This window comes from Frisingicoccus caecimuris, from assembly GCF_004340975.1.
Lineage (GTDB): Bacteria > Bacillota > Clostridia > Lachnospirales > Lachnospiraceae > Frisingicoccus > Frisingicoccus caecimuris.
This window is the reverse complement of sequence record NZ_SLXA01000010.1, coordinates 50071-64021: the sequence shown is the minus strand read 5'-3', so window position 1 is coordinate 64021 and position 13951 is coordinate 50071. Positions and strand designations below refer to the sequence as shown.

The following is a 13951-nucleotide window of genomic DNA, read 5'->3' as shown; positions in this document are numbered from 1 at the left end:
TTACAATAAACGGTAAGTTAAAAGGAGGAATAAAGACATGAAAAAAATGACAAAAGTAATGAGCATGGCTTTGGCAGCTTCTTTAGTTGTTGCTTCTTTGACAGCCTGCGGCGGCGGTGAGAAGAAAGCGGAAACAAAAGCAGCAGAAACAAAAGCAGCTGGAGAGACAACAGCAGCTTCCGCAGATGGCGATGTATTTTTGATCGGCGGTATCGGACCTGTGACAGGAAGTGCAGCTTCTTACGGAAACTCTGTAAAACAGGGCGCTGAAATTGCAATTAAAGAGATCAATGCAGCTGGCGGCGTAACCGTTGGTGACAAGACGTACACACTGGATATGGTATTTGCCGATGATGAAGCTACAGAAGATAAAGCTATTCAGGCTTATAACTCTGTTATGGACCAGGGCGCTCAGGCGATTCTTGGCTGTGTAACAAGTGGCGCTTGTATTGCGATCACAGATTTAACAGCAGCAGATGGCATCTTACAGATCACACCATCCGGTTCTGCTATGGATTGCACAAAGAATGATAATGCTTTCCGTATCTGCTTTACTGACCCGGCTCAGGGCGTAACAATGGCAGATTTGGCGGCTGAAACTCTTGGATACAAAAAAGTTGCTGTTATTTACAATCAGTCTGATGAGTACAGCACAGGTATCAGAGAAGCATTTGAAAAAGAGTTTGCAGCTAAAGGCGGCGAGATCGTTGCAAGCGAAGCTTTCTCAAACGGCGATGTTGACTTCAATACACAGTTGACAACAATCAAGGGCACAGATGCAGAAGCTATTTTCATTCCTGCTTACTATCAGGATGCTACATACATCACAAAACAGGCTCAGGATATGGGTATGGAACTTCCATTCCTCGGCAGTGATGGATGGGATGGTGTTCTTGGAACAGTTACAGATCCTGCAACGATTGAAGGCGCAATCTTCTTAAGCCCATTCTTCGCAGCAGATCCGTCTGAAAACGTAGCAGCATTCGTAGCAGATTATAATGAAGCTTACGGTGCAACACCTGACCAGTTCGCAGCAGATGCTTATGATGTTGTTTACACGATCAAAGCGGCTATGGAACAGGCCGGTTCTGTTGAAAGTGCAGATTTGATCGCAGCTATGACAGAAATCACTGTTGATGGTCTGACAGGCGACGGCATCACATGGACAGCAGAGGGTGAACCAAACAAAGGAAGTAAATTTATCCAGATTGTAGATGGTGCTTACACATTATATGAATAATTTTATCTGACAGGCTTGTGTCGGATTGAAAGAGACGCCGATGTCCCGAAACAGGGATATTGGCGTTTTCTTCATGGATCACAGCATGCGGTTTTATTTTTTTCGTGTTTTCCTGACAAAAATTGGATTTTTATGCATTAATCCTTGCAAGTGAGAAAGGATTATATTAAAATATATAGTTAATTCGGTAATACAAAAAATAGAAAGGTGGAGGGTAATGAGTCTGATTAATAATCTTGTGGAGCAGTTAATCAACGGACTGAGGACGGGGAGTATTTATGCCCTGATTGCCCTGGGATATACCATGGTTTATGGTATCGCAAAGATGATTAACTTTGCTCATGGGGACATTATTATGGTAGGTGCATATGCACTTTATGTATTTGCGGCGTTATTGGGTCTTCCGGTGCCGGTATGTATTTTATTGACCATTATTGTCTGTGCGGTTCTCGGAATTACGGTGGAACGTATTGCCTACAAACCGCTGCGTAATGCGCCGTCGCTGGCGGTACTGATCACAGCGATCGGTGTAAGTTACTTTTTACAGAATGTTGCGTTGATCATATTTAAAGCAACGCCGATTCCTTTTGGTTCGGTGATCAAAGTGCCATCGATAAAAATCGGGGGTATTCATATTTCCGGAATTACGATCGTAACTTTGATCGTAACGGTGATCGCCATGGCGATTCTGACCTGGTTTATCAATAAAACAAGGGCGGGAAGCGCTATGAGAGCCGTATCCGAAGATAAAGGCGCAGCCGCTCTGATGGGGATTAATGTAAATAAAACAATCTCTATGACGTTTGCTATCGGTTCGGCTTTAGCGGCGGTGGCCGGTATTTTGTTTATCTGTCAGTATGAGTCTCTGTCTCCGACATTGGGGGCACTGCCAGGAATCAAAGCTTTCGTTGCTGCGGTCCTGGGTGGTATCGGAAGTATTCCGGGAGCAATGCTTGGCGGCATTGTGCTTGGAATTATCGAGAGCTTGTCGAAAGCTTATATTTCCACTCAGCTTGCAGACGCCATTGTTTTTGGTGTGCTTGTTGTCGTTTTACTGGTAAAACCATCCGGTTTACTTGGTAAGATGAAAGCAGAGAAAGTGTAGGTGGCTGTTGTGAATAAGAAAATCAATAAATCAGTAATTATAAATATCATTATGGCGATTGTTGCCTATGGCATTGTTATGGCTTTGATCTATGGTGGATTTCTCGGACGTCAGGCAATGTCCATTATTATTCCGTGTTGTATCAATGTTATGCTGGCCGTATCCCTCTGTCTGCTTGTAGGATTCCTTGGAGAACTGACACTGGGACACGCCGGATTTATGTCTATCGGAGCATATGCAGGAGCGCTGACAACCAATGCTCTGAATCTCCCTCCGATGGTTGAACTGTTGATCGGTCTTTTGGTCGGCGGTATCGTTGCGGCCGTGTTCAGTTTGATCATTGGTCTGCCGGTACTTCGTTTGAAGGGAGATTATCTGGCGATCGTTACCCTGGGCTTTGGTGAGATCATTAAATCTGTCATTAACTTTTTAGGTTTTACAGGCGGCGCAAAAGGACTTTCTGGTATCGGTACTTACAGCAATTATAAAAACTTTACATTTGTTTATATCTTTGTTTTGCTGACGATTCTTGTCATTTCCAACCTGGTAAGATCCAGACATGGCCGTGCGATCTGCGCGGTGCGTGACAACTATATTGCTGCGGAAGCTGTTGGGATTAAAGTCAGCAAGTTCAAAACAATGGCCTTTGTTATTTCCGGTTTCTTTGCCGGAATGGCCGGTGTATTTTATGCTCATAATGTAGGTATTCTGAAACCGGGAAATTTTGACTATAACAAATCTATTGAGATTCTTGTTATGGTCGTACTTGGCGGTATGGGAAATATTAAAGGCGCGATTGTTGCGGCTGTTATCCTGACAGCGCTTCCGGAAGTCCTTCGCAGCGCAGCGGATTTCCGTATGCTGCTCTATGCGATCGTGCTGATCGCAATGATGCTCTTTAATAATTCTAAGTTCCGTACGGTTATGATCGAGAAACGAAATCTTAAAAAAGCAATGAGCATTCAGAAGGAGGGCGAATAAGATGGCTTTACTGGAAGTTAAACATCTGGGAATATCCTTCGGCGGCCTTCGTGCTGTGGATGATTTGAACATGAGTATTGAGCAGGGAAGTCTGGTTGGCCTGATCGGACCGAATGGCGCCGGAAAGACTACGGCGTTTAACCTGTTGACCGGTGTGTATGCGCCGAGTGAAGGAACCATTGTATTGGATGGTGAAAGTCTTGTCGGAAAAGCGCCGACAGAAATCTGTAAGTCAGGTATTGCGAGAACCTTCCAGAATATTCGTCTTTTTACTAAAATGACAGTGTTGGACAATGTGAAAGTAGCCCTTCATAACCATGTAGAATATAGTCTGGCTGAAAGCTTTTTCCATTTGGGGAAATTCTCCAAAAGGGAAAAAGAGATGGATGAGCGGGCCATTGATATATTAAAGGTATTTGATCTGGATGGACAGGCGGATGTTCTGGCATCAAATTTGCCTTACGGTAAACAGAGAAAGCTGGAGATTGCCCGTGCGTTAGCTACGGAACCAAAGCTTTTGCTGCTGGATGAACCGGCGGCCGGCATGAATCCGAATGAAACTCAGGAACTGATGGACACCATTCAGTTGATCCGTGATAAATTTCATATTACCATTCTTCTGATTGAGCATGATATGAAACTGGTGTCGGGTATTTGTGAGTATCTTTATGTACTGAACTTCGGTATGGAACTGGCTCACGGAGAACCGGCGGTTGTTTTAAATGACCCGAAGGTTATCACGGCATATCTGGGCGAGTAGGAGGGCAATGTTATGGCGATGTTAAAAGTCACAGATTTACAAGTATATTATGGTGTTATTCAGGCAATTAAAGGAATCTCTTTCGAGGTTAATGAAGGCGAGGTTATTGCTCTCATTGGCGCCAACGGCGCCGGAAAGACAACCATTTTGCATACAATTACGGGACTGGTTGAGGCTAAAGGCGGAACGGTGGAGTTTGAAGGGGCGAATATTACCAAAATGCCGGGACATAAAATTGTAACACTGGGTATGGCTCACGTACCGGAAGGCCGCCGTGTGTTTGCGGAATTAACGGTTTTGGAAAATTTGAAACTGGGCGCCTATACCCGAAAAGATAAAAATGAAATTGAAGCGTCTTTGCAGACAGTTTACAAGCGTTTCCCGCGTTTGGAGGAACGTAAGAATCAGTTGGCCGGGACCTTGTCCGGAGGCGAGCAGCAGATGTTGGCCATGGGCCGCGCGCTTATGTCCCGTCCGAAGATCATTCTTATGGATGAGCCGTCTATGGGGCTGTCCCCGATTTTTGTTAATGAGATTTTTGATATTATAAAAGAAGTCAGCGCCGGCGGAACGACCGTTCTTCTGGTTGAACAGAATGCCAAAAAGGCCCTGAGCATTGCGGACAGAGCATATGTACTGGAAACGGGAAAGATTGTTCTTGAAGGTGACGCAAAGGAACTGATGAATGATGAGTCGGTGAAAAAGGCATATTTGGGTGAATAGGAGGGATTCACATGAGCCATACAGTTATTACCATCGCGCGTCAGTATGGCAGCGGCGGGAAAACCGTCGGTAAAATGCTGGCGGAGGATTTGGGGATTCATTTTTATGACCGGGAGATCATCCGGTTAGCTTCTGATGAAAGCGGAATCAGCGAGCAGCTTTTTGGCGCAGCGGACGAGACGCCAAAATCCGGAATTTTAGGCCGGATCGCTCAGAAGATTTATACCGGGGAAGTGCTTCCTCCAGACAGTGATGATTTTGCTTCGACAGATAATTTATTTAATTATCAGGCAAAGATCATCAAGCAGATTGCAGAAGAAGAGTCCTGCGTGATCATTGGACGTTGTGCTGATTTTGTCCTTAAAGATTTTGATAATGTCATCAGTGTCTTTGTCCATGGCCCTTTTGATTTTTGCCTGAAAGAAGCAATGAAGAAATTCAGCAAAACAGAGGATGAAATGAGACGGTTTATTCAGAAAAAGGATAAGTACCGCGGTGATTATTACAAATACCATACCGGTCAGGAATGGTACGACGCCCGGAATTATGATTTGTGCCTTGACAGCAGCAAACTCGGCTTCGAGGGCTGCGTTGAAGCCATTAAAGCCTATGCGAAAGTACGGGGATTATCCCTGGGTGGGCAGGATATATTGTAAATATACGAATGAAAACCAAATGGGAGACACTGGATGTAAGTCAGTGTCTCCCATTTGGTTTACGCGAGCAACGAGCCAGGCAGCCGCACTTGTGCGGATATTTGGCGACTGTCGCGATAACGAGTGAAACTCGCGAAGCGTGTTTCATCTCGTTTTAAGCTGTAATATCTGAACTTTTTATGAACTTCAGGTCCCTGGTTGAAATAAAAACGTATACGTTTTATAATTGAAATAATAGTATAAAACGGGAGGCGAATACATGGAGGCTTATGTAAAGCTGGAGAATGTGACAAAGATTTACCGCATGGGTGAAATTGAAATCCGTGCCGCAGATGGTATCGATTTTGAAATCATGAAGGGTGAATTTGTGGTCATTGTCGGTCCCAGCGGCGCCGGAAAGACAACAGTTTTAAATGTACTTGGCGGTATGGATACGGTGACCGGAGGTTCTATATGGGTGGATGGCAAGGACATTTCCAAATATAGTTCAACGGAGTTAACCGGTTATCGGCGAGATGATATAGGTTTTGTGTTTCAGTTCTATAATCTGATTTCGAACTTGACAGCGCTTGAAAATGTAGAACTGGCACTGCAGATATGCCGGGATCCCCTCAGTGCAAGCAGTGTTTTAAAGGATGTGGGTCTGGGTGACCGGATGAAAAATTTCCCGGCCCAGTTGTCCGGCGGTGAGCAGCAGAGGGTGTCTATAGCACGGGCCCTGGCGAAGAATCCGAAATTATTGCTCTGCGATGAGCCGACAGGAGCGTTGGACTATAATACAGGTAAAGCCATATTAAAATTACTTCAGGATATGTGCCGGGAACGGGGAATGACGGTCATCGTCATTACGCACAATTCGGCAATCGCACCGATGGCAGACCGGGTCATCAAGATTAAAAACGGAAAAGTGTCGGAGGTGACGGTCAACGAGAATCCGGTATCTGTGGAAACAATAGAATGGTAATGGAGAGTGCTTATGAGAAAGAAGGCATTGGCGAAGGATTTTCGTATGGAGATTCGGAATAGCCTGAATCGGTTTTTATCAATATTTTTTATTGTTGCGCTTGGCGTTGCCTTTTTTGCGGGTATTCGGGCTTCGGAGCCGGATATGCGGTATTCAGGAGATGCCTATTTTGATGCCCACAATATGATGGACATGAAGATTTTATCTACCCTGGGATTAACGGAAGCGGATATTGAGGCGATTCAGGCCGTCGAGGGCGTGGAAAAGGTTGAGCCGGGATATATGATTGATGTCCTTGCCTTAATGGGTGAGAGTGAACGTGTCATTCATGTGGAGTCCCTTCCAGAGACGATGAATCAGGTTGATGTGGCTGAAGGGCGGCTGCCGGAAAAGAAAGGCGAATGTATCATCGACATGGATACGGCCGCATCCTATGATATAAAAATCGGCGATACTCTGACGTTTTTATCCGGAACAGATACGGAACTGTCTGAGAATTTAGCAACGGAAGAGTATACTGTGGTCGGAACCTGTTCCAGTCCGATGTACATATCTTTTAACCGGGGAAGTACGAATATTGGCAGCGGCGAAATCGATATGTTTGCCTATGTGACCGATGAAAGTTTCGATCAGGAGGTCTATTCCCAGGCCTATGTGACGGTGAAGGGCGCGAAGGGTGCGACGGCTTTTACGGACAGTTATAGGGAAATTGTTGATAAAGTTAAAGAGAATGTGGAAGGTATTTCGGATGTCCGTTGTGATATTCGTTATGCAGAGATTATGGACGAGGCCAATGAAAAGGTTGCGGAGGCCGAATCTGAATTAGAAGAAGCAAAAGAAGAAGCAAAAACTGAGCTGGATGAAGCTGAGCAGGAGTTGAAGGACGGCGAGGCGAAACTGGCTGATGGTAAAGCGGAGCTGGCATCATCGGAAAATGATATCCGGGAGGCAAAAAATAAGCTTTATGACAGCCGGACAACGTTAGACGACGGATGGAATCAGTATAACAACGGAAAGACTCAGATGGAGTCGGGAAAGGCGGCGTTAGAAGAAGCCGAAAAAACTCTCGGGGAAAATGAGGCTGCGCTGGCTGATGGTGAGAGTCAGATCGCAGAGGCGGAAAAAAACCTTGTGGAAAAGGAAAGTGAACTGACAACTGCCGAACAGGGGCTGTCTGACGCCAAAGCCCTGATCGATGGTCTGTCGACAGGTTGGCAGCAGTATCAGGCCGGTATGTCCGGGCTGGAAACCTTGAAAAATCAATTGGCCCAGTTGGAGCAGTTGATCAGTGCGGGTATGGCGACGCCGGAGCAGATAGCTCAGGCGGAACAGCTTCGGGCGGTGATCGCCCAGACAGAAGCTCAGATGGCGGAAATCAAGGCAAATCTTGATGCGATGGAAGCCATGCGGCCGGCGGCAGAAGAGGCGTTGGCCCATGAAGCGGAGATTATAGCCGGACGGGCAGAACTTGAGGCCGGGAAGTCGGAGCTGGAAGCTAAGAAGTCGGAGCTTGCTGAAGGACGGAAGCAGCTTGAGGCCGGGAAAGAAGAGCTGGAGGAGCGGAAAACTTCACTGGCAGAGGCAGAAAAGGCCCTGGCGGATTCTTATAACCAGCTGGCCAGCGGGGAGAGCGCTTATATTACCGGCTGGGGTCAGGTGAATGACGGTGAAGTCCAGATTAGGGAGGCCTATGCGACCATCGCCGAAAATGAACAGAAATTAGCCGATGGCTGGGAAGAATACGAAAAAGGCAAGAAAGAGGCTGAAGAAAAGATTTCCGATGCGGAAATAAAAATACAGGATGCGAAAAATGAAATCGATGGCATTGATAAACCGTCCTGGTATGTGAATGACAGAGACAGTAATTCGGATTACAGTGGCTATTCGGACAATGCGGACCGTATGCGGGCCATCGGTTCCGTGTTCCCTGTACTGTTTTTCCTTGTAGCCGCCCTTGTCAGCCTGACGACAATGACACGTATGGTTGAAGAACAGCGGATTCAGATCGGTACATTAAAAGCTCTCGGCTACAGTAAATTCTGGATCGCCGCTAAATATGTGGGCTATGCTCTGGCTGCGACTTTGGGAGGCTCGGTTGCCGGCGTATTGTTTGGCCAGAAAGTATTTCCATATATTATTGTTATAGCCTATAAGATTATGTATATACATATTCCGGATGTAGTTATTCCGTATGACATGGGCTATGCGTTGGCAGCATCGGGAACGGCTGTTTTATGTACAATGGCAGCGACGATCAGCGCATGTTACCGGGCATTACAGGCACAGCCCGCAGAACTCATGCGGCCGGAGGCGCCAAAGATCGGTAAGCGTGTGTTCCTGGAAAGGATTCCATGGATATGGGGAAATCTGAATTTTACCTGGAAGTCGACTGTGCGCAATCTTTTACGGTATAAGAAACGTTTCTTTATGACGGTATTTGGCATCGGAGGCTGTATGGCTCTGATGATTGTCGGATACGGTTTGAAAGATTCGATCATGGATATTGCCAGACTTCAGTACCGTAAGATTCAAATATATGATCTGATGGCTGTCATTGACGAGGACATCGATACAGAAGAGAAAAAGTCCATTGATATGGGGCTTGAATCGGATGAGCGGATTTGTTCTTACATGGATGGGTATATGCGTCTGTCCGAGGTGACCCTCGGGGATGAGAAGAAAGACATTTATCTTTACATACCGTCCGAATTAGAAGGCCTGGATAAGTTTGTGACCTTTAATGACAGGACTTCCGGCGATACATGGCAGATGACGGAGGATAGCGCCATATTGACGGAAAAGGCCGCGAAAGATATGGTCGTTTCCGTAGGTGATGAGATTCAGATCGAACTGGAGGATAATGAAACAATTACGGTAACCGTAACGGATATCTGTGAAAATTATTTATCCCATTACATTTATCTGGCGCCGCAGCTTTATGAAACATTGACGGGTGATGTACCGCCGTATAATTGTATCTTCGCGGATTTGAAGGAAGAATATGAAGAAGAATTGACCCAGGTGGGCGAAGAACTCCTGAAAAATGACGGTATACTGACAGTATCTTATACAAATAATATGGAGAGCCAGTTGGAAGATATGCTTTCGGTTCTTGACAGTGTTATTGTCGTTTTGATCATATCGGCGGGCATGCTGGCCTTTGTCGTTCTTTATAATCTGAACAATATTAACATTAATGAACGTAAGCGGGAGTTGGCGACTCTGAAAGTTCTTGGCTTTTATGATATGGAAGTGGGCAATTATGTCTATCGGGAGAATATACTTTTGACAATTATCGGTGCGGTCGCCGGTGTATTTCTCGGTAAAGTACTGCACCAGTTTGTCATTCAGACGGTAGAAGTGGAGATGACGATGTTTGGACGGAACATCAATATGCCAAGCTATCTCTATGCCATTGGGTTTACATTCCTGTTCTCATTGCTGGTCAATCTGGTCATGTACTTTAAACTTAAAAAGATTAATATGGTAGAATCACTGAAGAGTGTGGAATAATGGAGGAAGAAACATGAGTAAGTATCTGGTTGTTGTGGATATGCAGAAGGATTTTATTGACGGAAGCCTTGGTTCGGCGGAGGCTCAGGCGGTATTGCCAAAGGTCATTGAAAAGATTAAAAATTTCCCTGGAACGGTTGTTTATACAAGGGATACCCATGAAGATAACTATCTGGAAACACTGGAGGGAAAGAAATTGCCGGTAGTCCATTGTGTTCGGGATACCGAGGGCTGGAAGTTCCAGGACGATATTCAGCAATTGGTAACGGCAAACCGAAGCCTTGTATTTGATAAGGAGACCTTTGGTTCCATCCAGATGGCCGGCTGTCTTCAGGGAATCGACCGGATGGCTCCGATTGACGAGGTCATTGTCGTAGGACTCTGCACGGATATCTGTGTTATGGCCAATGCGACGTTGATTCGAACGGCGATGCCAAACACGCCGGTCCGGGTAGATGCATCCTGCTGCGCCGGTTCGACACCGGAGGCCCATCGATGCGCGCTGGAAGCTATGAAATCCCTCCAGATTGAGATTGATGAATGAGGAAAGAACATGAAATTTTATATGGCGCCTTTGGAAGGCATTACGGGATATGTTTTTCGTAATGCACATTATGATTATTTTCATCCTGCGGATAAATATTTTACACCTTTCATTACGCCGGGCCTGAATAGCCGCCGGACATCAAAAGCTTTGAAGGACGTGCTTCCCGAAAATAATCGGGGGCCGAGAATCATACCTCAGATTTTGACAAACCGGTCCGACGAATTTATTTATACGGAAAAACAGTTGGCAGAAATGGGCTATGATGAGATAAATCTGAATCTGGGATGTCCGTCGGGGACAGTGGTAGGAAAGCGCCGCGGTTCTGGCTTTCTTGCATTTCAAGATGAACTGAATCGTTTTCTGGAAGAAATTTACGGGAAGGCGAAATTGAAAATTTCTATTAAAACACGTCTGGGAAAGGATGTTCCGGAGGAATTTGAGGCATTATTGGATATATATAACCAGTACCCTTTAGAGGAATTGATCATTCATCCGCGGACGCGGGAAGCGTTTTATCGGGGAAAGCCGAATCTTGCCATGTTTCAGTTGGGATTGACAAAAAGCCGGTGTCCGGTGTGTTATAATGGAAATATTTTTACAAAACCGGATTATGATAGCTTTTGCAGCCAGTTTCCGGAGGTGACTGCGGTCATGCTCGGTCGGGGACTCGTTGCCAATCCGGCATTGATCGATGTGATTCTCGGAGAGAGGGAGAACATAGACAAACCATGCCTCCGGAAATTTCATGACAGGATTTATGCCGACTACAGTGAGATGATGTCGGGTGAGGTCCCACTGCTTTATAAGATGAAAGAATTCTGGAATTACGCCATCGGCCTGTTTACCGATGCGAAAAAATACGGGAAAAAGATAAGGAAGGCTCAAAGCCTGAAAAGTTATCATGAGATCGTAAACGCCTTGTTCGAGACGGAAGAGATTGTCGAAGGGGCGGGATTTAAGCCGAAGGAATAAAATATGTCCCCGGAAGCCGAGACGTTCTCCAAAATTCAAACTTCTGGAGAATGTCTCGGCTTCCGGGGGTTTTTTAGAATATCTCCAGGTGTTCTAAAAGGATTTTCAAGCCGATAAGGATTAAAATAATACCTCCGGCAATTTCTGCTTTTTTTTCATAACGGCGGCCAAACTGATGACCGATACCAACTCCGGCAAAGGAAATGATAAATGTAATGCTGCCGATCAGACAGACAGCGGGAATGATTTTAACCTGAAGAAAGGCGAAGGTTATACCAACGGCCAAGGCATCTATGCTGGTGGCAATGGCCAGCATAAAAAGTTCTTTTAAATCCAGGTGTTCCTGCGGAATTTCTTCCAGATCTTCATCTTCGCCGAGGGCTTCACGGACCATATTAACGCCGATAAAACCGAGAAGGACAAAAGCAATCCAATGGTCGACGCTGATGATGTAACTTTCGAATTGTTTGCCAAGAAACCAGCCGATGGCTGGCATTAAAGCCTGAAAAACGCCAAAAAATAAAGCTATAATTCCCGCATGTCGATAGTTCATGCGGCGCATGTTTAAGCCTTTACATATGGAGACGGCAAATGCGTCCATGGACAGGCCGACGGCAATTAAGATTAATTCAAATAATCCCATAAAAGTTTTCTCCTTTGCATTATTAATATACATCAGTCTTTTTAAAAGTCAAGCAGTTCTGATGAAAAATGTTTGAAATAAAGGGGATTAGCGTTTATAATGAAAAACAGGGAGGTAATATACCAGAGAGGCAGGCATCAGGGACTTGAAAGGGGAATAATAAATGAAAATTAATCGAGTGTGCGCCGTTTATTTCAGCGCCGTAAAAAGCACAAGATTTATTGTGGAAAAATTAGCGAAAGAAATTGCAGAAAAATTAAGTGTGGGGACGGAAAGTATTGATTTTACATTACCGTCATCACGGACAATATTGACGGAATTTGATTCTGAGACGCTGGTCGTATTTGGCACACCGACTTATGCAGGCCGCGTACCGAATAAAGTGCTTCCATTTGTACAGAATCTTTTTAAAGGGAATAACACGCCGACGGTTCCCATTGTGACGTTTGGAAATCGGAGCTATGATAGTGCGTTGACAGAACTCTGTAATGAACTGAAGGCCAATCAATTTGTTCCGTTTGCGGCGGGAGCTTTTGTGTGTGGTCATGTGATGTCCGATCGCATGGCACCGGGACGGCCGGATGCGGAGGATCTGGAGAAGCTGAGCCAGCTTGCGGACGCAGCTGTGTCGGCGCTGACCACCATTGACTCTCCAACATCTTTGAGTCGGGTGATCATTAAAAATGATGAACCGGTAGGGCCGTATTATACGCCGCTCGGAAAAGATGGTAAGCCGGCAAAGTTTTTAAAGGCCAAACCAAAGGTTGACATGGAAAAATGTGACGCATGCGGTTTGTGCGCCGCAGTCTGTCCGCTGGGCTCCATTAATCCGGAGAATGTGTCGGAGGTTCCCGGAATCTGTATAAAATGTCATGCGTGTATTCGGAAGTGTCCGAAATCCGCTCGCTTTTTTGATGATGAAGCCTTGTTGTCTCATGTGGCCATGCTGGAGGAACTCTGCCAGCGAAGGGCCGAAACAGAAATCTTCACAACCGGAAAATAAATCCTGCGGTATGGATATGGCACGGCCCCCAAAGACAAGCGCTTTGGGGGCCTTTTTTTAATTTGTTTTTTTGGCGATAACAGCCAGACGTCCGTCCTCCTGACTATATTCACAGGTAGAAAGAGTGATGAGCCGATCTCCGTAAATTGCCGTCTCGCCTGTGTCATAAAGCGCCATCTGGTTGATGTTGTTCATGTAGTCATTGAATTCAGTCTCGTCCGCAAAGGAGAGATGACCGTAATAACGGAATCCTTCTTCGTCTTCGGCCAAAGCTCTGGAAAGGATAACTGCAACGACGGTGTAGGTACCTTTTTCATGGAGCGTATCAAAGTAAATGGTTTTATGAGATTCAAAAAAATCCATATCTTTGTAATTCATCAGCGGCTGGAACATACTGTTGTCGTTCATATGATGCCCGTAAATGATCAGATTGTCACTGACCGGATCCAGAGAACAGTAACCGTCGATAAATGGAACACCGCCCGCGTCATATTCCCTGTTGAAATTGGAATGAAGGTACATTTCATTGTCCCCTTCGACATACATGACCGGATAATCGATGGTCGTATCCGGAATCTGAATCCATCCGGCAAAATCCGGATTCTTTTCATGAAGACGGGCGTATCGCCGTAAAACTTCGCCGTTGTCGCTGTCGGTCGTTTCATTTGTATTGGAATTGCCTGCTTCTTCGACAAGCAGAGATTTCACATCATTCATATTTTCTGCTGAGATATGCCGTTCCCAGAAGTATTTGCCGAGGTATCCGGCGCTGCCGAGAAAGCATATGAGAGCCACAATGAAGATGAATATTTGCATTTTTTTCAAGACATAACCTCCTTTTTTT

General features: G+C 45.5%; 13 protein-coding genes. 11 read left to right on the top strand and 2 right to left on the bottom strand.

Features of this window, described 5'->3' with window-relative positions:
* Positions 1 to 37 precede the first annotated feature (37 nt).
* From EV212_RS09975 to EV212_RS09930, 10 genes are all read left to right on the top strand, one after another.
* On the top strand, positions 38 to 1240 hold the full coding sequence (locus tag EV212_RS09975; RefSeq protein WP_132092634.1) for an ABC transporter substrate-binding protein: 1203 nt from the start codon (positions 38 to 40) through the stop codon (positions 1238 to 1240).
* A 217-nt stretch (positions 1241 to 1457) separates the two neighbouring features.
* Positions 1458 to 2345 carry a branched-chain amino acid ABC transporter permease gene (locus tag EV212_RS09970; RefSeq protein WP_330570495.1) on the top strand — a complete coding sequence of 296 codons (888 nt, stop codon included), beginning with the start codon at positions 1458 to 1460 and terminating at the stop codon, positions 2343 to 2345.
* 51 nt (positions 2346 to 2396) lie between these two features.
* Positions 2397 to 3326: a branched-chain amino acid ABC transporter permease gene (locus EV212_RS09965; protein ID WP_132092742.1), complete on the top strand. Its 930-nt coding sequence runs from the start codon at positions 2397 to 2399 to the stop codon at positions 3324 to 3326.
* A 1-nt stretch (position 3327) separates the two neighbouring features.
* Positions 3328 to 4086, top strand: a complete 759-nt coding sequence (locus EV212_RS09960; protein ID WP_132092631.1) for an ABC transporter ATP-binding protein — start codon at positions 3328 to 3330, stop codon at positions 4084 to 4086.
* Between the two features lie 12 nt (positions 4087 to 4098).
* Complete coding sequence (locus tag EV212_RS09955; RefSeq protein WP_132092628.1) at positions 4099 to 4809, top strand: ABC transporter ATP-binding protein; 711 nt, start codon at positions 4099 to 4101, stop codon at positions 4807 to 4809.
* A gap of 11 nt (positions 4810 to 4820) precedes the next feature.
* A complete protein-coding gene (locus EV212_RS09950; RefSeq protein ID WP_132092625.1) occupies positions 4821 to 5465 on the top strand; it encodes a cytidylate kinase-like family protein in 645 nt (214 codons plus the stop codon).
* A 259-nt stretch (positions 5466 to 5724) separates the two neighbouring features.
* On the top strand, positions 5725 to 6429 hold the full coding sequence (locus EV212_RS09945; protein ID WP_132092622.1) for an ABC transporter ATP-binding protein: 705 nt from the start codon (positions 5725 to 5727) through the stop codon (positions 6427 to 6429).
* A 12-nt stretch (positions 6430 to 6441) separates the two neighbouring features.
* Complete coding sequence (locus tag EV212_RS09940) at positions 6442 to 9942, top strand: ABC transporter permease (RefSeq protein WP_132092619.1); 3501 nt, start codon at positions 6442 to 6444, stop codon at positions 9940 to 9942.
* A gap of 13 nt (positions 9943 to 9955) precedes the next feature.
* On the top strand, positions 9956 to 10486 hold the full coding sequence (locus EV212_RS09935; protein WP_132092616.1) for a cysteine hydrolase family protein: 531 nt from the start codon (positions 9956 to 9958) through the stop codon (positions 10484 to 10486).
* Positions 10487 to 10495: 9 nt separating this feature from the next.
* On the top strand, positions 10496 to 11461 hold the full coding sequence (locus tag EV212_RS09930; protein ID WP_132092613.1) for a tRNA dihydrouridine synthase: 966 nt from the start codon (positions 10496 to 10498) through the stop codon (positions 11459 to 11461).
* A gap of 73 nt (positions 11462 to 11534) precedes the next feature.
* Here EV212_RS09930 and EV212_RS09925 read toward each other — a convergent pair whose 3' ends face one another.
* Complete coding sequence (locus EV212_RS09925) at positions 11535 to 12104, bottom strand: manganese efflux pump MntP (RefSeq protein ID WP_132092610.1); 570 nt, start codon at positions 12102 to 12104, stop codon at positions 11535 to 11537.
* 163 nt (positions 12105 to 12267) lie between these two features.
* Here EV212_RS09925 and EV212_RS09920 point away from each other — a divergent pair, with 163 nt between their 5' ends.
* Entirely contained in the window at positions 12268 to 13107 is an 840-nt protein-coding gene (locus tag EV212_RS09920; RefSeq protein WP_132092607.1) for a 4Fe-4S binding protein, read from the top strand.
* Between the two features lie 57 nt (positions 13108 to 13164).
* Here the strand turns inward: EV212_RS09920 and srtB are convergent, their stop codons facing one another.
* The gene (gene srtB / locus EV212_RS09915) at positions 13165 to 13923 is read right to left on the bottom strand and encodes a class B sortase (RefSeq protein ID WP_243115533.1); all 759 of its coding nucleotides are present in this window, start codon (positions 13921 to 13923) and stop codon (positions 13165 to 13167) included.
* Positions 13924 to 13951: the final 28 nt, after the last annotated feature.